We start from the raw sequence: 18,040 nt of genomic DNA, 5'->3' as shown, positions 1-18,040 counted from the left end.
GCTACCGCTTGATGGTTCGGCTCCGATACGTGACACGCTCGTCGAACAAGGACCTGACGGACTCGACCACGATCCGCCGGCGCCACAGATCGCAACCCTGCTGCGCACGCGCACTCGCCGATCTGTGACACTGACCACGTGATTCGAGTAGGTCTGACCGGCGGTATCGGAGCCGGCAAGTCAACGGTGGCGCGCACTCTCGTCGATCGCGGCGCATACATCATCGACGCCGACGTGATCGCGCGCGAGGTGGTGGCTCCCGGCACCGACGGACTGGCCCAGCTGGTCGCGGCCTTCGGAGACGACATCCTGGCGGCGGACGGGAGTCTTGACCGGGCAGCCTTGGCCGCCAAGGCCTTTGTCGATGACGAGCAACGCAAAAAGCTCAACGCCATCACGCATCCCTTGGTCGGTGCCCGCGCGTTCGAGCTCCTCGAGGCTGCCCCGGATGACGCGTGGTGGTCCAGGACATACCCCTACTGGTCGAGAACGGCAGCGCTCCCTTCTTCCATCTCGTGGTCATCGTCCATGCTGACGAAGAGGACAGGGTGGCGCGGTTGACCGGCCAGCGCGGTGTGCCCGAAGCCGATGCCCGGGCGCGGATCAAGGCGCAGGCCTCCGAGGCGGACCGCCGCGCCGTCGCCGACGTCTGGCTCGACAACAGTGGTGGCCCCGACGATCTGGCGGCCTTGGCCCACCATCTGTGGGACGAGAGACTTGTTCCCTACGAACGCAACGTGCGCAGCCGGACGTGCGCCCGGCGGCCGGAGAACCTGGTGGATCACCGCCCGGAGTGGTCGCTCCAGGCCACCCGGTTGAGCAATCGGTTACGTCTTCTGGGTGCGGAGAAGATCGTGGGCGTCAGCCATGTCGGACCAACGGCATCCGCCGGGGAAAGGGCCGCCGACGTTCTCGACTTCGAAGTGCAGCTCGCCCCGGATGTCGATCCGGCCGATCTCGACGATGCCCTCGCCGACGGGGGTTTCCCGGCGCTGACGCCCGGACTGCACGCCAACGCCGATCCCGGCCGCGCGGTCACCATCCGTCTGACCACCCCGAGCTGAGCTGCCACCGAGCTGATTGCCCCGACCTGAACGACCCGGGCTTCCCGCGTCAGTCCCAGCTCAGTTCGGCGCCTTGCGCTGCCAGCCAGGACTCGACGTCGTGGTTGTGCTCGGCGGCACCAGCCATCGTGCGTGCAGCGATGCGCACTGCTGCCTCGGCCCGGTCGTGCGGCAACAGCCACGCCGCGTGCGCGTCGAACAGCTCGTCGACGTCCTCGAGCTCGAGCGGCCGTCCGGGGCGGTCGACCAGGTCGAGGTACCAGTCCTCGGAATGCCAGCGGCCGTGTGCGTCGGGACCGGTGAACATCCCGACGTCGATGTAGAGCCGCTGGTCACGCTCGAAGCCGGCTCGGTAGTGGAAGATGCTGACGCGTAGACCGAATCCTGGGAGCAACCAGGACTGCAGGCGGTGGAACTCGGCGTGGTCGGCAGGGCGGTCCATGTAGAGCCCGAAGTCGGTGGTCCGGTAGGTGTCCACCTGGCGCCGGAAGCCCTTCGGATCGGTGTTCGTGCCCGCCGCGACGTCGAAAACCTCGTGTTTGGGTGGATGCAACGCGGCCATGCAGCACGCTAACCCACCGCGGCGCGACGAGATCGACGCCGAGCCGGTGCGTCTCCTGTGTTCGCGCACGGCGCATTCGGAGGGCGCCGCATGTCGGACGTCGCGTTTACTCTGGATACATGGCTTTTGCAGCAGAACATCCGGTCGTTGCGCACTCGGAATTCCGGCCGGTAGGGGAGATCGAGCGGTCACACGCACCTTTTCAGGTGGTCAGTGACCACAAGCCGGCCGGTGACCAGCCGACCGCGATCAAAGAACTCGAGCGGCGTCTGCGTGCTGGAGAGAAGGACGTGGTGCTGCTCGGTGCCACCGGTACCGGTAAATCCGCGACCACGGCCTGGCTGATCGAGAAGGTACAACGCCCGACCCTGGTGATGGCACCCAACAAGACGCTTGCCGCGCAGCTCGCCAACGAGCTGCGAGACATGTTGCCGCACAACGCAGTCGAGTACTTCGTCTCGTACTACGACTACTATCAGCCCGAGGCGTACATCGCTCAGACCGACACCTACATCGAGAAGGACAGCTCGATCAACGACGACGTCGAACGGTTGCGGCACTCGGCCACGTTCAACCTGCTGTCGCGGCGGGATGTTGTGGTGGTCGCCTCGGTGTCGTGCATCTACGGTCTCGGTACCCCGCAGTCGTATCTCGACCGTTCGGTTCATCTGGACGTCGGCCAGGAGGTCGACCGGGATGCGTTGCTGCGCCTGCTCGTCGACGTGCAGTACACCCGCAACGACGTGAGTTTCACCCGCGGCAGCTTCCGGGTACGCGGCGACACCGTCGAGATCATCCCGTCGTACGAGGAATTGGCGGTGAGGATCGAGTTCTTCGGCGACGAGATCGAGGCCTTGTACTACCTGCACCCCTTGACCGGTGACGTGGTGCGTCAGGTCAAGAACCTCCGCATCTTCCCGGCCACGCACTACGTCGCGGGGCCCGACCGGATGGAGCGGGCCATCGCCTCGATCGAGGCCGAACTCGAGGAGCGGCTCGCCGAACTCGAGGGCAAGGGCAAGCTGCTCGAGGCACAGCGCCTGCGGATGCGCACCAACTACGACGTCGAGATGATGCGGCAGGTCGGGTTCTGTTCGGGTATCGAGAACTACTCGCGGCACATCGACGGTCGCGGTCCGGGTACCGCACCGGCAACACTCATCGACTACTTCCCCGAGGACTTCTTGCTTGTCATCGACGAGTCGCATGTCACGGTTCCGCAGATCGGCGCCATGTACGAGGGGGACATGTCGCGTAAACGCAACCTGGTGGACTTCGGTTTCCGTCTGCCATCAGCCGTGGACAACCGGCCACTCACGTGGAGCGAGTTCGTCGACCGGATCGGGCAGACGGTGTACTTGTCGGCCACGCCCGGCCCGTATGAGCTGGGCCAGGCAAACGGTGAGTTCGTCGAACAGGTGATCCGGCCTACCGGCCTGGTCGATCCGCAGGTGGTGGTCAAACCCACCAAGGGCCAGATCGACGACCTGGTGCACGAGATCAAGCTGCGCACCGACAAGGACGAACGCGTCTTGGTGACCACACTGACCAAGAAGATGTCCGAGGACCTCACCGACTACCTGCTGGAGCTGGGCATCCGGGTGCGGTATCTCCACTCGGAGGTCGACACCCTTCGCCGTGTGGAACTCCTCCGGCAGCTGCGCACCGGTGAATACGACGTCCTGGTCGGTATCAACCTGCTCCGCGAGGGGCTCGACCTTCCCGAGGTGTCGCTCGTGGCCATCCTCGACGCCGACAAGGAGGGGTTCCTGCGCAGCACCACCAGCCTCATCCAGACGATCGGGCGTGCGGCGCGAAACGTGTCCGGTGAAGTTCACATGTACGCCGACAAGATCACCGACTCGATGCGCAACGCCATCGACGAAACCGACCGCCGTCGCGAGAAGCAGATCGCCTACAACAAGAAGATGGGCGTCGACCCGCAGCCACTGCGCAAGAAGATTGCCGACATCCTCGACCAGGTGTACGAGGAAGCCGAGGACAACGCTGTCGCGATCGGCGGGTCGGGGCGCAACTCGAGTCGCGGTCGCAGGGCCCAGGGCGAGCCCGGCCGGTCGTCGTCGTCTTCGGGTGTCCTCGACTCGCGCGACGTCTCGGCCATGCCTCGTGCCGAGCTTGCCGACCTCATCGCTGCACTCACGGACCAGATGATGAATGCGGCTCGGGATCTGCAGTTCGAGCTCGCGGGCCGATTGCGAGACGAGATCGCAGACCTCAAGAAGGAGCTGCGTGGCATGGATGCAGCCGGAATCCGCTGAACCCGGCCGACTGTGATCGTCATGACGATGGGCTGTTCTTCCTGGTCAACGGTACGTCTGACGGTCCCGTCGGCCGATACCACGTAATCGCACGGCCGTTACGGGATACCCTCTCCACGGAAGATGCCGCCCGGGGTGGCAGGGGCACGGACAATCGTCGGCGCCCGTGATCTACACAGAACATTGATGGAGGATGGATGAGCGCATACCAGACCGTCGTTGTGGGAACCGATGGTTCTGAATCGTCGATGAAGGCGGTTGAGCGGGCAGGCGCGATCAGTGGTGACAAAGCGCAACTGATCATCGCTTGCGCCTACTTTCCGACCGACGATCGTGACGTTTCCGCAGTCTCGGATGTGCTCAAGGAAGAGGCGTACCAGGTCCACGGATCTGCGCCCACCGAAGAGATCCTGCGAACGGCGCGCGAGCGTGCGGCCAACGCCGGGGGCGGCAACATCTCCACCCGGCCCGTGGTCGGATCACCTGTCGACGCATTGCTGAACCTCGTTGCCGACAGCAAGGCCGATCTGCTTGTCGTCGGTAACAAGGGTCTGAACTCGATTGCAGGACGGCTGCTGGGTTCGGTGCCCGCCGATGTTGCGCGCAAGTCGAAGTGTGACGTCCTGATCGTTCACACGGTCTGAGCAGGCGCCCGGAGCGGTTCGGGCAACTCGGCGTTGTGCACAATCGCCAACTGCTGAGTTGCCCGGGTCAGCGCCACGTAGAGGTCGCCCCACCCGCGTGCCGACTGGCCGACGATCATGGCCGGTTCGACCACCACTGTGCGGTCGAACTCCAATCCCTTGCACTGCGCCACGGTCAGTACCGACAGTTCGGGTGAGTTCTCGATCTCTCCGGTCACCGCCCTGATCTGGTCCACCAGTCCGTCCGGCGCAATGATCGCTGCTATGCCGTCGAGTGATGCCGTGGCCAACTTGGCCGCGGTGGCCGGAAGGTCGTCGACCGACGTCCGCTCGAACGTCGGGGCCTTGCCGCTCGACCGGATCGAGTTCGGGGCGGCCATGTCGGGGTCGATGCGTTCGAGGATCGGGGCAGCCACCGCCATGATCTCGCTGGGCGTCCGGTAGTTCACCGTCAGGTCGTACTTACGCCAGCGCCGTGCCACGTAGGGACTGAGGACTTCGTCCCATGACGTGGTGCCCGCCGGATCTCCGGTCTGCGCGGTGTCGCCGATGACCGTCATCCAGCGGTTGGGTATGCGGCGCATGATCATTCGCCAGGCCATTGCCGACAGTTCCTGGGCTTCGTCGACGATCACGTGACCGAAGGCCCACGTCCGGTCGTTGTAGGCGCGCTCGGCGGTTGTCAGGGCAACCCTGGTGGTCTGTCGCGCAGCGAGCTGTTCGGCGTCGATCAGGTCGTAGGCCATCAAGATCTCGGGGTCCAGCTCGTCTTCGAGGTCTTGCGGTGCCGAACCGGTCAGGATGTCGAGGGCGTCCTGTGCCTCAGACAGTTTCTGTCGCCACTGGGCTCGCTCACGTTCTTCGTCACCGTCGTCGTCGACGCCGATGATCTCCGCGAGCTCGTCGAGCAACGGCGCGTCGGCCGCGCTGAATCCGCCGCGCTGCGTTCGCAGGATGGATTGACGCTCGTTGTCGGACCATGTCGGGGTCGCGGAGGCAATGCGTTCGGGTGAGGTCAACAGGTCCGCCAGGACCACCTGTGGTGAGAGCTGCGGCCAGAAGTGCGCCAGGGCGGCATTGATGTCGGGATCGGCCCGCATCTCGTCGCGGATGTCGGCGATGTCCATGTTGCTCAGCAACTGCGATCCGTCGATCAGGCTTGCGCCGATCCGCTCGGCGTGCTGCTGCGCCAGCGAGTCGAACGCCGACCGCAGGAAGACCGATCGAGCGTGATTGTGTGGGCGCCGAGACGATCGTGCCCGGCCCCTGGCGCGCTGGATCACCTTGCTGCTGATCGTGAGTGGGTAGCCGTCGAACCTCAGCTCGATGGGCGACTTCGGCAATTCCTGCCGATCACGTACGGCCTGCCTCAGTACATCGACGATCGCGAGGTCGCCTTTGAGAGTGGTGGCGACGGGGTTGTCCGTCAACGATGCCCGTACGCCCGGGTAGAGGTCGCCGACGGTGGACAGCAATACACCGCTCTCGCCGAGGGAGGGGAGCACCTGGCCGATGTAGTTCAAGAAGGTGGTGTTGGGGCCCACGATGAGCACACCGCTGCGCGCGAGGGTGTCGCGGTAGGTGTAGAGCAGATACGCCGCACGGTGCAGGGCCACCGCCGTCTTCCCGGTTCCCGGACCGCCCTGCACCACCAGGACGCCGCGGTGCGAGGCACGGATGATCTCGTCCTGCTCACGCTGGATGGTCTCGACGATGTCGGTCATGTGCCCGGTGCGGGCGGCATTCAAGGCATTGATCAGGGCGGATTCGTTCACCACGTCGCCGTGACCGGTGGTGTCGGCATCCTCGAGTTCGGTCATGTCGAGCCGCTCGTCGTTGACGGCGGTGATCTTGCGGTTGCGGGTTCGGATGTGGCGACGGACTTGCACGCCCTCTGGAGAGGCTGGGGTGGCCAGGTAGAACGGCCGGCTCATCGGTGCGCGCCAGTCGAGTAGCAGGGTGCTGTCCTGCTCGTCGTCGTCCAGGATGCCGATACGGCCGATACGGCGAAACTCCCCGGTCTCGAGATCGAGACGACCGAAGTAGAGGTTGTGTTCGGCGGCATCGAACTTCGTCAGATCATCGGTGTAGAGGCGCTCGTAGGACTCACGCTCGGACCGGGCCTGCGGCGTTCCGCCGGTATCGCGGAGGGCAGACGCCAACCGCGACTGGGTGTTGCGGCGCATCCGGTCCAATCGGCCGTACACCCGGTCGAGATGACGCTGTTCAGCCTCGAACACGATCCTCCTCGTTGTGGTGGAGCAAAATAGTGCCAAAGGATAACGCGGTGGCCCGGGAGATCGTTCCCGGACCACCGCGTCGTCAGATGTCCATCATCGAGGGGGCCGCACCGGCCGTCGCAACCGGGTCGGGCGTTCGGGCGGCGAACCGAGAGTCGAGTGCGCCGCCCGCCGATCAGGCGTCGAGGTCGGACGCCACCAGTTTGGCAATGGTGTCCAGCGCAGCCTGGTCTTCGCTCTCGACGGTGACCTCGGTGCCGGCGGTGGCGCCGAGGGTCATGATGAGCAGGGCCGATCCGGCATCCACCGGTTCGCCGCCCGCAACCGAAAGAGTCACCGGGACACCGGCTTCGGCTACTGCTTCGGCGATGACCGCAGCGGGGCGGGCGTGCAGGCCGACTGACGAACCGACTGGGACGTTGGTGCTGGGCATGATTTCTCCTTTGTTGACAATTGGTTTCGTGAGTTCTGATATCTGGTGGATCAGGCGGTCGCGAGAACCTTCGACTTCGCAGCCTGTGGCTTACGCGGCTTGATCAGCTGCTTGGCCCCGACGACGCACGCGGCCGAGACCGCGGTGCCGATGGCCAGCGACAGGAAGAACCATCCAATTCCACCGATCGCGAACGACACGAAGATGCCGCCGTGCGGCGCGCTCAACGTGGCACCGGTGGCCATGATCAGTCCGCCGGTGACTGCTCCGCCGGCCATCATCGAGGGGATGACACGCAGCGGGTCGGCTGCCGCAAACGGGATTGCGCCCTCGGAGATGAACGAGGCACCCAAGAGCCATGCCGCCTTGCCGTTCTCCCGTTCTGCCTCGGTGAACAAGCCGGGCCGAACCGTCGAGGCCAATGCCATCGCCAGCGGTGGCACCATGCCGGCAGCCATCACAGCGGCCATGATCTTGAGCGACGCGTCATCGGTGACCGACAGGCCTGCCACGGCGAACGCATACGCAGCCTTGTTGACCGGGCCGCCGAGATCGAAGCACATCATCAGACCGAGGATGATCCCGAGCAGGATGGCAGAGGAACCGGAGAGCCCATTGAGCCAGTCGGTCAACCCGTCGGTGATCGCTGCGAGGGGCTTGCCGAGCACCACGAACATCAGGACGCCGACGATCAGAGAGGCGAAGAGCGGGATGACCACCACGGGCATCAACCCGCGAGCCCACTGGGGTACCCCGATCCGGCCGATCCACAGAGCGGCGAAGCCCGCGATCAGGCCACCGACGAGGCCACCGATGAAACCGGCACCGACGAACACTGCGACCGCACCGGCGGTGAAGCCGGGTGCCAGTCCGGGCCTGTCGGCTATCGCGAAGGCGATGTACCCGGCGAGCGCCGGGACCAGAAAACTGAACGCGAGCGATCCGAGTTGGAAGAGCACTGCGCCGAGGTAGGTCTTCAGTCCACCATCAGGCAGTTGTGTCAGGGAGTTGTCGAGGGTGATCTTCTCGGCGGTGTCGGTGATCTCGTAGCCCGCCAGCAGAAACCCTAGGGCGATGAGCAGACCTCCGGCGGCGACGAACGGGATCATGTAGCTCACGCCGGTCAGCAGGATCTGCCGCAGACGTGTACCCCAACCGATACCGGTGGTCGCGGATGCGCCGTCGTTGCCGGCGGCCGCGTCACCTGCCACCTTGGCCGCGGACGGATCGAGGCTGGCTCGCAGCGCCTCGGTGACCATGGCGTCCGGCTCATTGATCGCCCGCTTCACCCCGGACGCCACCACCGGCTTGCCCGCGAATCGCTCACGGCCTTTCACGCCGACGTCCGTGGCGAAGATGACAGCTCCCGCATCGGCGATGATCTGGGCCGCAAGGGGCGTGCTGCCACTCGAACCCTGCGTTTCGACATGCACGGTCACGCCGGCCCGCTCGCCCGCGGCGACCAGGGAGTCGGCCGCCATATAGGTGTGCGCGATGCCGGTCGGGCACGCCGTCACCGCGACGAGGGTCTTGTTCGGCACGTCGGAGCTGTCGGTGTCGGTCGGAGTCGTGTCGGCAGGGTCGGTGGTGGCCGCCGAAGCGGCTGGGGTCGAGGCGGCCGGCGCCGTCGGACCCGGTGGTGTGGCGGGCGCGAGTACCTCCTCGACAAGAGCGACCACGTCGGTGGGGGTGGCTGCTGCTCGCAGCGATGCCACGAATGTCGGCTTGACCAAAGCGCGCGCAAGACTGGACAGCAGCTTCATGTGTTCGGAACCGGCCCCTTCGGGAGCGGCGATCAGGAACACGAGGTCGGCAGGGCCGTCCGGCGCGCCGAAATCGACTTTCGGCGACAGGCGGGCGAAACCGAGAGATGCGGTCGCGATCGACGCATCCCGGCAATGTGGGATGGCGATGCCGCCCGGCAGGCCGGTGGCCGACTGGGATTCACGTGCCAGGGCAGCGGCTTTGAGCGCATCCACGTCGGACGTGCGGCCGTCTGCTGCGAGCCGGTGGGCCAGCGCGTCGATGACAGCATCTTTGGTGGTGCCCAGATCGGCGTCGAGCGCGATCAGTTCCGGGCTGATGATCGCCGGTGCGGAACCGGCTCGGATCGTCGGGTGGGACATGACTATTCCTTAGGGGTGGTGGAGCCGGGATCAGTGGTTGCCGATGACCGGGTTGAGCGCGGTGACGGTCACGGCGCCGGGCTGGGTGTGGTGAGGACTCGGCAAAGCCGTTCCCGGTAGCGCTGCTGCGGCGCTGCCATACGAGACCGCCCATGCGAGGCGGTCGGCCGGTCCGGCATTTTGCAGATCGGCGAGTAGATATCCGGCCAGCGACGAATCGCCGGCTCCGACCGTGCTGCGCGGCGCGATCGGGGGAGTTGTTGCATGCCAGGCGCCTTCGTCGTTGACGAGAACGGCTCCTGCGGCGCCCAGAGTTGCCAGCACGGCACGCGGGCCGCCGGCCTCGATCAACGATCTCGCGGCCCGGGCGGTCGGCAAGGGGTCCCCGTGCTCGGCGGCGAGTTCGAGCTCGGCGCCGTCCAGCCCGGTGAGCTGACCGAGTTCTGTCGCGTTCGGTTTGATGAGATCCGGTGCGGCCGAGGGGAACCGGGCCGCGAGGGCGAGCAGCGGTTCATCGGAGGTGTCCACTGCGATCTGGGTCGGCCCGACGCGGAGCGCTGTGACGAGGTCGGCGTACCAATCGGCAGGAACACCAGGGGGTAGCGACCCGGACAACACGACCCACACGGCCGAGCCGGCGAGATCCTGCAGGCAAGCCGTCAGGACTGCCAGCGTTTCCGGTGGCAAGGCTGCCCCTGGCTCGTTGATCTTTGTTGTCGTGCCGTCGGGTTCGGTGACCGTGAGGTTGACCCGGGCTGTTCCTGGGTGCGAGATACCGCGGTGGTCGATTCCTGCCTCGTCCAATGCCAGCAGGATCGGCTCACCGGGGTTGCCGGGCAACACGGCGATCGAACGCTTGCCTGCAGCCGTGACGACGCGGGAGACATTGACGCCCTTGCCTCCGGGATGGGAGGTCGCTGCCGATGCGCGATGTACTGCGCCGCGCTGGAGTGGCCCGGTCAGATTGATCGTGCGGTCGATGCTCGGATTCGCGGTGAGGGTGACGATCATGCCGTCACCACCTCGACGTCGTGTGCAAGCAGTTCGGCGCGATCCGACTCGCGCAGGGCGCTGTCGGTGATGAGGACGTCGACCCTGTCGATGGGGGCGAAACTGATCAGGTCTTCTCGGCCGACCTTTGACGAATCAGCAACCACCACGACACGGTGCGCGCTGGTGACCATCGCCCGTTTGATCGCGGCCTCATCGCTGTCGGGAGTGGACAGACCGTGGCGCAGACTGAGTCCGTTGGTCCCGACGAAGGCGACGTCGATCCGCATCGACGCCAGGGTTCGCAGCGCGTCGTCGCCGACCACTGCCTGGGTGATCCCGCGGACACGTCCACCGAGCAGATGCAGGCGTGACCCACCGAGGCCTCCCACTCGGGCCGCGACCGGGATGGAGTTGGTGACGATGACGAGGTCCATGTCGGCGGGGAGGTGAGCAGCAACTCGGGCCGTGGTCGTCCCGGCGTCGAGCAGGATGCTGCCGCCGACCGGGGGTAGCTGGTCCACGGCCGCCTTGCCGATTCGGTCCTTCTCTCCGGATCGACTGTGCTCGCGTTCGGCCGTACCGACCTCGATGGCTGTGAGCGCGGATGCGGGTACTGCGCCACCATGGACCCGTCGGACCACCCCGAGCCTGTCGAGGGCCGCCAGATCGCGACGCACCGTCTCGGTTGTCACGCCGTACAGATCGGACAGATCAGCGACCGACATGCGGCCTTTCTGCGCGATCAGCGCGGCCATGGCCTGCTGCCGCTCCTCTGCGTACATCTGCCCTCCATGTGGGTTACGTTGCTAGTTGGTGTTGCTTTATGTTGTTTTATGCCCGATCGTATTGCCTTGTCAAGGATTCTGAGTAATCTGAATCACATCGAGTCGGGTTGGTGACGTAGACACGAAAGCCCGCAGACTTGTCAGAGGAGGACGGATGACGAAGTCAACGCTGATCGAAAGCCCGCGAAGGGTGTTGCACGGAACGCCGGTGGTGCCAGGCGTGGTGGCGGGTCCGGTGATCGTTCCGGGTCCACGTGTCGCGCCGCCGCTCGACGACACCGTGATCGACCCGGCGGACCGCGACCGCGAGCTGCAGGCGTTCCGCGAGGGCACCAAGGCTGTTGCGTCGCGACTGCAGGCACGGGCCGCGGTGTCGAGCGGAGCGGCGTCCGAAGTGCTCGCCGCCAATGCGGCCATGGCAACGGACCGGGGCTGGCTGGGTGCAGCCGAGAAGCTCATCGCGGCCGGCACTTCCGCCACTGCAGCGACAGCCGCGGCCACCGAACAGTTCGTGGCCATGTTCACCAAACTCGGCGGCCTGATGGCCGAGCGCGTGACCGATCTCCGCGATGTCCGTGACCGCGTGCTCGCCGAGCTGATCGGGGCTCCCGAGCCGGGGGTTCCGGAACCGGACGTTCCGTCGATCCTTTTCGCGGAGGACCTGGCGCCCGCAGATACGGCGGGCCTCGACCCGGCAATGGTCATCGGGCTGGCGACCTCGCTCGGTGGCCCGACCAGCCATACCGCGATCATCGCGCGCCAGCTGGGCATCCCTTGCGTCGTGGCGGTCACCGGCCTCGACGAGGTCGCAGCAGGGAGTTCGGTCCTGCTCGACGGCGCCGAAGGCGAGATCACCGTGACACCCGATGCGGCCGCGGCATCCGAAGCAGTGGCGCAGTACCGGTTGATTGCCGAGCGCACTGCCGCGTGGACCGGGCCCGGGGCGACAGCCGACGGTCATCGAGTGGACGTCCTCGCGAACGTACAAGACGGCGCCGGGGCGCGGGTGGCCGCGGAGACCTCAGCAGGTGGGATCGGGTTGTTCCGGACCGAACTGTGCTTCCTCGATCGAGAGACCGAACCCACGGTCGCCGAGCAATCCGCCATCTACCGCGAAGTGCTCGATGCCTTCCCGGACGCAAAGGTCGTCGTTCGCACACTCGATGCCGGGTCGGACAAGCCATTGCGATTCGCCGAACACCCCCATGAGGCCAATCCGGCTCTGGGAGTGCGTGGCATCCGGATCGCAGCCCGTGACAGTGGCATTCTCGATCGGCAACTGGACGCGATCGCTGCTGCGGCCGAAGGGGTTTCACGCCCGTGGGTGATGGCGCCCATGATCTCGACGGCTGCTGAAGCTCAGTCGTTCGCCGCGAAGGTCCGCGAACGCGGGCTTGTCCCCGGGGTGATGATCGAGGTCCCGGCAGCGGCGTTGCTCGCCGAACGGATCCTCGACCACGTCGACTTCCTGTCGGTGGGAACCAACGATCTCGCGCAGTACACGATGGCAGCTGACCGGATGTCGGCCGATCTCGCCGAGCTCACCGATCCCTGGCAGCCCGCTGTCCTGGCACTGTTGGCGCGCACGGCAGTCGCCGGCGCCGCCGTGAACAAACCGGTGGGGGTGTGTGGGGAAGCGGCGGCCGATCCGCTGCTCGCCTGCGTGCTGGTCGGTTTCGGGATCACATCGCTGTCGGCGGCAGCGTCGGCAGTTGCGGGCGTCGGTGCCAAGCTGGCGACGGTGACCCTGGATCAGTGCCGTCGAGCAGCAGATGCGGTCTCGCAGACGGCAGATCCGATGAGTGCGCGGGCAGCAGCTCGCAGTCTTCTGGACTGACTGCGTTTTATGGGCTGCTGCCCGCGTACTCAGGAATCAAGCGGTCGAACTGTCGAACTTACTGCGCTTTCTTTGCCTGCTTGCGTGCCTGGGCTGACAGCTTGACGCCTTCGTCGGCTGCACGCTCGGCGAGCTGCGCGGCGTAGACGCGGGCCGATTCGGCAAGCTCGGGTGCCCGGTCACGAGCGGTCGCGAGCGTCTTCTCTGCGTACCCATTGGTGGCAGTCAACGTCTGTGATGCAGACGCGGCGAGCTCGGCGCGACGATCGGCAGCGGCGCTCTTTGCCTTGGCTCCGTTGGTGAGGGCCTGCTTGGCGAACTTGGTCTGCTGCTTGGCCAGCTTGGCCTGCTGCTTGGCGGCGGTCTTACCCAATTTCGCCTGCTTCTTGCCGGCCTGCTTGCTCAGCTTGGCCTGCTTCTTCGCAGCGGCCTTGCTGAGCGACGCTGTGCGCTCGGTGGCGACCTCGGCGAGCTTCGCGCTCTGTGTGGTGGCCTTGGCCGCGAGCTCTCCGGCCCGCTCGGAGGCGACTCCGGCGAGAACTGCGCCACGCTTGGACGCGACGTCGACGATCTCGCTGCCGCGTTCGCCTGCGACATCGGCCAGGACGGCCGCCCGTTGCGACGCCTTCTGTGCCAGTTCGGCGGCCCGCTCCGACGCGACTTCGGCGAACTTGCCACCGCGGTCGGAGGCCACCTCGGCCAGATCGCCGGTTCGCTCGCCGACCACCTCGGCGATGTGCGACGCACGATCGGCCAGGACGCCTGCGGTCGAAGCGCTCGCAGCAGCGGTTGGCAGTACTCCGCTGACCTTGTCACTGGCGATCGCCGCGGCCTTGCGTCCGCGCCATGCCAGCGACGGCTTGCCTTCGGTGTCGACGGTTGCGATCAGCAGCCCGCCGAGCAGTCCCACGTTCTTGATGAAATGCGCTTGCTGCTCGGCCCGCTCGTGCGGGTCGGTCTCGTTCCAGAAGTCGTTTCCGGCCAGCGTGGTGGGGATGACGACGCCGGCAAGGGTCAGCGAGGCGAGCCGCGGGAATTTGCCGGTCGCCAGTGCCAGGCCACCGATGATGTGGATGGCGCCGTTGATACGGACAACCACCTGCGCGTCAGCCGGGATCAGGTCGGCGGCCTGCGGTGGGAGCTGGGTTTTTGCTTTGTCGACGAACGGCTGCGCGGTTTCGGCTAGCTGTTCCGGGCGTCGGATCGCGTCGATCCCAGTTGCGATGAACGCGGTCGCGAGCATGGGACGGGCAATGCGGCGGATGAGCATAGAAGGGCCTCCTCAAGACACTTGTTACATGGACCTGTCCCCGGGAAAGTCATGCGTGAAACCTTCCTCTCGCCAGGTGGTCCGACAGAACCTGCTTAACGGATGGACTCTGTTGACCCTATAGATCAACCAGGGCCCGTGTGATGGTCCCTCGCATTGGGTAGACATCTGCCGACCGAACGGAGGTGAGTGGTGCCCATCGAACATGGGGATGTCGGCTGCTGGGTGGTGAAGTGCAACCCGGTGACCGGGACCGACTACTTCGCGGCCATCGCTGCAGATGATGAGGCCCAGGGACCTGTCCCAAACGTTCATGCAGACAGCTGGTGCCTGAGTCCGCGGTCCCGCAGGAGCCGGATGGTCTCGCCCGGCGACCTCATAGCCCTGTGGGTGACCGGTCCGAAGAACCCCGGAGTCTATGAAGTGGGCTGGGTGTTCGAGAACTGTGATGACCCTGTGGACTCGACCGGCTCGAACTCGATCGGCGTCCCCGCACCCCGAAAGGTCCACTACATGGGCGTACGGCTCGGTGCGGACAACCATGTGCCGCGTGGGTTGATGCAGGCCACCCCGGGGCTGGACCGGTGCGAGCAGCTGCGGGCGCCGATGATGTCCAATCCTAGCTATCTCACCGTCGAGGAAGCGCGTGTGCTCGCCCGGCTCGTCGCGGACCGGGTGCCCGACGAGGCGATGACAGAGGCCCGGTGGGACTCCCTGCTCAGCTGATCACCAGCCGCGCTCGCGCCACTCGTCGAGATGAGGGCGCTCAGCTCCGAGGGTGGTGTCGAGGCCGTGCCCGGGGTAGACCACAGAGCTGTCGTCGAAGCGGTCGAAGAGTTTGGTCGTCACGTCGTTCAGCAGGATCTCGAAGTCGCCGTCGCGGTGCGTCTTTCCGACACCACCCGGAAAGAGCGAATCGCCGGTGAACAGATGGGTGATGTCGTCTTCGAGGACCAGCGCGATGGAGCCGTCGGTGTGACCCTTCAGGTGGATGGCCTCCAGGCGGAGTTCGCCCACCTCGATGACGTCGCCTTCGTCGATCAACCGGTCTGTCTTCACCTGAATCGGCTCGGCGTCGATTCGGCCTGCGGCGGTGGGAAGACCGGTCGCCTTGACCACCTCTTCGAGTGCGATCCAATGGTCCGGGTGCCAATGGGTGGTGAAGATCAGCTCGATGTTGCCGTGATTCCTGATCAGCTCGACGAGCGTGTCCGCGTCATTCGCAGCATCGATCAGCAGCGCCTTGCTGGTTTGCTTGCAGGTGATGACGTAGACGTTGTTGTCCATCGGACCGACCGACAATTTGACGATGGTCGCCCGAGGCGTCGATTTGCGTTGAGGGACTTCGGATTCACTGAAGTCGCCGGTGTATGTGTCGGAAATCGGGGCCGCTGCACTCATGGCTCAAGACCTTACTTGGTCACTGGCCCTGGAAGGTCCGGCGATAACGGGTCGGGGACGTCCCCAGATGGTTGCGGAGGTGGTGACGGAGATTGGCCCCGTTGGCCAGACCCGACAGTCTGGCCACCTCGTCGACCGGAAGGTCGCGGGACTCGAGTAGTTCGCGGGCGTGGTGCACACGCTGTTTACGGACCCAGACCGCAGGCGTGTCACCGGTTTCTTCGCGGAACCGCCGGTTGAAGGTACGCACACTCATGTTGGACTGACGGGCGAGCTGGGCAACGGTGAGTGGCTCGGTCAGGTTGTGGCGAGCCCACTCCCGCACCGCCGATGTAGAAGCGTCGCCGACGTCGGGTACTGCAGCGTCGATGTATTGGGCCTGGCCGCCATCGCGCCATGGTGGCACCACGCAGTACTTGGCCACCCGGTTCGCGACCCGCGCACCATGGTCGCGGCGAATCATGTGCAGACAGAGGTCGATTCCTGCCGCCAGGCCCGCCGAGGTGAGAACGTCCCCGTCGTCGACGAACAGAACGTCCTCGTCGAGGTGCACCGCCGGGTAGAGCCGGCGCAGGTCGTCGGCCTTGTCCCAATGGGTGGTCGCCGGTCGGCCGTCGAGAAACCCTGCTGCCGCGAGCGCGAAGGCGCCGGTACAGATCGACACGATTCGGGTGCCCGTCCGTACGCGCTCCAGCGCTTGACGCAGATCGGCGGGGCAGGTGCCGTTGAATCGGACCTCGTGCAGCCTGGTCCCGGGGATCACGACCGTGTCCGCCGAGTCGAGAGCTTCAGGACCACGGGTGGGCACCATCGCGAACCCGGACAGGGTCCGCACGGGCTCGGTCGACAGGCCGATCAACTCGACGTCGTACAGCGGATTTCCCGCATCGTCGGCGGCCTGCCCGAACACCATCGGCGGAATCGTCGCATCGAACCCGATCACCGGCTCGAGCATCAGGACAGCGATTCGATGAGGGGTCGGGATGCGAGAAGCCATGGCAGCATTTTTACAGATGTTGTCATCTATGCCAATGGCGGCGCCGATCGGCGACAGCGAGAGTTGTCCGGTGACCATCGCCGAGACCCCGCGCGTCCGCTCCGGCCCCCGTCTGCACTGGGCGTGGACAGTGGCCGCCGTCAGCTTCGTGACGCTTCTCGCAGCGGCCGGTTTCCGGTCGGTTCCCAGCGTGATGATGGACCCGTTGCACCAGGAGTTCGGCTGGTCCCACGGCACGGTGGGTCTGGCGATGTCGATCAACATGACATTGTTCGGTCTGACCGCGCCTTTCTCGGCGGCACTGATGGACCGTTTCGGAGTGCGTCCGATCCTCGCCGGCGCACTCACCCTGATCGCACTGGGCACGGCTCTCAGCGTCTTCATGACCGCCGGGTGGCAGCTGCTGCTGCTCTGGGGCGTTCTGGTGGGTATCGGCACCGGGTCGATCTCGATGGGGTTCGTGGCCACGGTCGCCACCCGCTGGTTCGTCGAACGCCGCGGATTGGTGACCGGGGTCCTGACGGCTGCGAGCGCCACGGGGCAGCTGATCTTCCTCCCGCTGGTGGCCCTGGTCACCACTCGACACGGGTGGCGGTTGGCGGCCCTGATCGTCGCGGCAGCTGCCTTGGCGGTGGTTCCGCTGATCGTGGTCTTCATGCGAAACCATCCGAGCGACAAGGGGATCAGCGCATACGGTGCGCCGATCGAGCAGCAGCCGTCGCAACCGCCCGTCGCGCGCTCGGGCAGTTTTCGCATGGCTCTGGAAGGGCTGGTGATCGGTGCGCGTACACGGGTGTTCTGGTTGCTCGCGGCGAGTTTCGCGATCTGTGGGGCGACGACAAACGGACTGATCGGCACCCACTTCATCCCGGCTGCGCACGACCATGGAATGCCGACAACGGTCGCTGCAGGTCTACTCGCCACCATCGGGGTGTTCGACGTCGCAGGCACGATCTTCTCCGGCTGGCTCACCGACCGTGTGGACGCTCGGATCCTGCTTGCCGTTTATTACGTGGGAAGGGGAGTGTCACTGCTCGCCCTGCCCGCGCTGCTGTCTCCGCATGCCGAACCGAGCACATGGGTGTTCATCATCTTCTACGGTCTGGACTGGGTAGCGACGGTCCCGCCCACCATCGCGTTGTGCCGAACCCACTTCGCGGACCGCACACCGGTGGTGTTCGGCTGGGTGTTCGCCGCGCATCAACTGGGGGCTGCGGTGGCGGCGTTCGGCGCGGGCCATCTGCGCGACCAGCACGGCAGCTACGACATGGCGTTTTACGTCGCGGCCGGCCTCTGCGTCGTCGCTGCGCTGCTGTCCCTGGGCATTCGGAAGCCCGCGGTTGCCATCACCCAACCGTCGGTGCCATCGGACCGGCTCGCGCACGATAAGCGCTGATCAGCGGGGCGAA

16 protein-coding genes are annotated in these 18,040 nt (G+C 65.8%); 7 read left to right on the top strand and 9 right to left on the bottom strand.

Translation table 11 applies throughout. The annotated features are described in order from the left end of the window. Positions 1 to 138 precede the first annotated feature (138 nt). Entirely contained in the window at positions 139 to 561 is a 423-nt protein-coding gene (gene coaE / locus W823_RS59695) for a dephospho-CoA kinase (RefSeq protein ID WP_369792643.1), read from the top strand. Next, positions 456 to 1,064 (top strand): dephospho-CoA kinase, encoded by a 609-nt coding sequence (locus W823_RS49285; RefSeq protein WP_369792642.1) that lies wholly within the window; start codon positions 456 to 458, stop codon positions 1,062 to 1,064. Before coaE ends, W823_RS49285 begins: the two co-directional genes overlap by 106 nt. Positions 1,065 to 1,113: 49 nt before the next feature. On the opposite strand, the gene W823_RS49280 is transcribed toward W823_RS49285, so the two are convergent. Next, entirely contained in the window at positions 1,114 to 1,626 is a 513-nt protein-coding gene (locus W823_RS49280) for a DUF402 domain-containing protein (protein WP_023960720.1), read from the bottom strand. A 119-nt stretch (positions 1,627 to 1,745) separates the two neighbouring features. Here W823_RS49280 and uvrB point away from each other — a divergent pair, with 119 nt between their 5' ends. Together uvrB and W823_RS49270 are read left to right on the top strand one after the other, a co-directional pair. Beyond that, positions 1,746 to 3,905, top strand: a complete 2,160-nt coding sequence (gene uvrB, locus W823_RS49275; RefSeq protein ID WP_023960718.1) for an excinuclease ABC subunit UvrB — start codon at positions 1,746 to 1,748, stop codon at positions 3,903 to 3,905. A gap of 197 nt (positions 3,906 to 4,102) precedes the next feature. Next, entirely contained in the window at positions 4,103 to 4,549 is a 447-nt protein-coding gene (locus tag W823_RS49270; protein WP_023960716.1) for a universal stress protein, read from the top strand. Here the strand turns inward: W823_RS49270 and W823_RS49265 are convergent. The 5 genes from W823_RS49265 to W823_RS49245 all read right to left on the bottom strand — a co-directional run bounded on the left by W823_RS49265 (position 4,537) and on the right by W823_RS49245 (position 11,123). Then, complete coding sequence (locus tag W823_RS49265; RefSeq protein WP_081729871.1) at positions 4,537 to 6,735, bottom strand: AAA family ATPase; 2,199 nt, start codon at positions 6,733 to 6,735, stop codon at positions 4,537 to 4,539. The two genes, W823_RS49270 and W823_RS49265, sit on opposite strands and share 13 nt — an antisense overlap. 229 nt (positions 6,736 to 6,964) lie before the next feature. Beyond that, positions 6,965 to 7,222: an HPr family phosphocarrier protein gene (locus tag W823_RS49260; protein WP_023960713.1), complete on the bottom strand. Its 258-nt coding sequence runs from the start codon at positions 7,220 to 7,222 to the stop codon at positions 6,965 to 6,967. Positions 7,223 to 7,272: 50 nt separating this feature from the next. Next, positions 7,273 to 9,348 carry a fructose-specific PTS transporter subunit EIIC gene (locus W823_RS49255; protein ID WP_023960711.1) on the bottom strand — a complete coding sequence of 692 codons (2,076 nt, stop codon included), beginning with the start codon at positions 9,346 to 9,348 and terminating at the stop codon, positions 7,273 to 7,275. A gap of 30 nt (positions 9,349 to 9,378) precedes the next feature. Next, positions 9,379 to 10,359: a 1-phosphofructokinase family hexose kinase gene (locus tag W823_RS49250; protein ID WP_023960709.1), complete on the bottom strand. Its 981-nt coding sequence runs from the start codon at positions 10,357 to 10,359 to the stop codon at positions 9,379 to 9,381. Next, positions 10,356 to 11,123 (bottom strand): DeoR/GlpR family DNA-binding transcription regulator, encoded by a 768-nt coding sequence (locus tag W823_RS49245; protein ID WP_023960707.1) that lies wholly within the window; start codon positions 11,121 to 11,123, stop codon positions 10,356 to 10,358. Before W823_RS49245 ends, W823_RS49250 begins: the two co-directional genes overlap by 4 nt. Before the next feature lie 157 nt (positions 11,124 to 11,280). Here W823_RS49245 and W823_RS49240 point away from each other — a divergent pair, with 157 nt between their 5' ends. Then, complete coding sequence (locus W823_RS49240; protein WP_031332875.1) at positions 11,281 to 12,963, top strand: phosphoenolpyruvate--protein phosphotransferase; 1,683 nt, start codon at positions 11,281 to 11,283, stop codon at positions 12,961 to 12,963. 58 nt (positions 12,964 to 13,021) lie between these two features. Here W823_RS49240 and W823_RS58985 read toward each other — a convergent pair whose 3' ends face one another. Next, positions 13,022 to 14,233: a DoxX family protein gene (locus W823_RS58985; RefSeq protein ID WP_023960703.1), complete on the bottom strand. Its 1,212-nt coding sequence runs from the start codon at positions 14,231 to 14,233 to the stop codon at positions 13,022 to 13,024. A gap of 192 nt (positions 14,234 to 14,425) precedes the next feature. On the opposite strand from W823_RS58985, the gene W823_RS49230 reads away from it, so the two are divergent. After that, positions 14,426 to 14,959, top strand: a complete 534-nt coding sequence (locus W823_RS49230) for a hypothetical protein (RefSeq protein ID WP_152538126.1) — start codon at positions 14,426 to 14,428, stop codon at positions 14,957 to 14,959. Here W823_RS49230 and W823_RS49225 read toward each other — a convergent pair whose 3' ends face one another. Continuing rightward, on the bottom strand, positions 14,960 to 15,634 hold the full coding sequence (locus tag W823_RS49225; protein WP_023960700.1) for an MBL fold metallo-hydrolase: 675 nt from the start codon (positions 15,632 to 15,634) through the stop codon (positions 14,960 to 14,962). Between the two features lie 19 nt (positions 15,635 to 15,653). Next, a complete protein-coding gene (locus W823_RS49220) occupies positions 15,654 to 16,631 on the bottom strand; it encodes a GlxA family transcriptional regulator (protein ID WP_023960698.1) in 978 nt (325 codons plus the stop codon). Positions 16,632 to 16,659: 28 nt separating this feature from the next. Here W823_RS49220 and W823_RS49215 point away from each other — a divergent pair, with 28 nt between their 5' ends. Continuing rightward, on the top strand, positions 16,660 to 18,027 hold the full coding sequence (locus tag W823_RS49215; protein ID WP_081729853.1) for an MFS transporter: 1,368 nt from the start codon (positions 16,660 to 16,662) through the stop codon (positions 18,025 to 18,027). Positions 18,028 to 18,040: the final 13 nt, after the last annotated feature.

The sequence above is a fragment of the Williamsia sp. D3 genome, assembly GCF_000506245.1.
In the GTDB taxonomy this organism is placed as follows: Bacteria; Actinomycetota; Actinomycetes; order Mycobacteriales; family Mycobacteriaceae; genus Williamsia; species Williamsia muralis.
The sequence above is the reverse complement of the archived record's forward strand: the minus strand, read 5'-3'. Positions and strand labels throughout refer to the sequence as shown.

What these genes read in the sequence shown, in the direction of transcription:
- W823_RS49280 (WP_023960720.1), bottom strand. Translation starts at nt 1,626, where the DNA reads ATGGCCGCGTTGCATCCACCCAAACACGAGGTTTTCGACGTCGCGGCG.
- uvrB (WP_023960718.1), top strand. Translation starts at nt 1,746, where the DNA reads ATGGCTTTTGCAGCAGAACATCCGGTCGTTGCGCACTCGGAATTCCGG.
- W823_RS49270 (WP_023960716.1), top strand. Translation starts at nt 4,103, where the DNA reads ATGAGCGCATACCAGACCGTCGTTGTGGGAACCGATGGTTCTGAATCG.
- W823_RS49265 (WP_081729871.1), bottom strand. Translation starts at nt 6,735, where the DNA reads ATGCGCCGCAACACCCAGTCGCGGTTGGCGTCTGCCCTCCGCGATACC.
- W823_RS49260 (WP_023960713.1), bottom strand. Translation starts at nt 7,222, where the DNA reads ATGCCCAGCACCAACGTCCCAGTCGGTTCGTCAGTCGGCCTGCACGCC.
- W823_RS49255 (WP_023960711.1), bottom strand. Translation starts at nt 9,348, where the DNA reads ATGTCCCACCCGACGATCCGAGCCGGTTCCGCACCGGCGATCATCAGC.
- W823_RS49250 (WP_023960709.1), bottom strand. Translation starts at nt 10,359, where the DNA reads ATGATCGTCACCCTCACCGCGAATCCGAGCATCGACCGCACGATCAAT.
- W823_RS49245 (WP_023960707.1), bottom strand. Translation starts at nt 11,123, where the DNA reads ATGTACGCAGAGGAGCGGCAGCAGGCCATGGCCGCGCTGATCGCGCAG.
- W823_RS49240 (WP_031332875.1), top strand. Translation starts at nt 11,281, where the DNA reads ATGACGAAGTCAACGCTGATCGAAAGCCCGCGAAGGGTGTTGCACGGA.
- W823_RS58985 (WP_023960703.1), bottom strand. Translation starts at nt 14,233, where the DNA reads ATGCTCATCCGCCGCATTGCCCGTCCCATGCTCGCGACCGCGTTCATC.
- W823_RS49225 (WP_023960700.1), bottom strand. Translation starts at nt 15,634, where the DNA reads ATGAGTGCAGCGGCCCCGATTTCCGACACATACACCGGCGACTTCAGT.
- W823_RS49220 (WP_023960698.1), bottom strand. Translation starts at nt 16,631, where the DNA reads ATGGCTTCTCGCATCCCGACCCCTCATCGAATCGCTGTCCTGATGCTC.
- W823_RS49215 (WP_081729853.1), top strand. Translation starts at nt 16,660, where the DNA reads ATGCCAATGGCGGCGCCGATCGGCGACAGCGAGAGTTGTCCGGTGACC.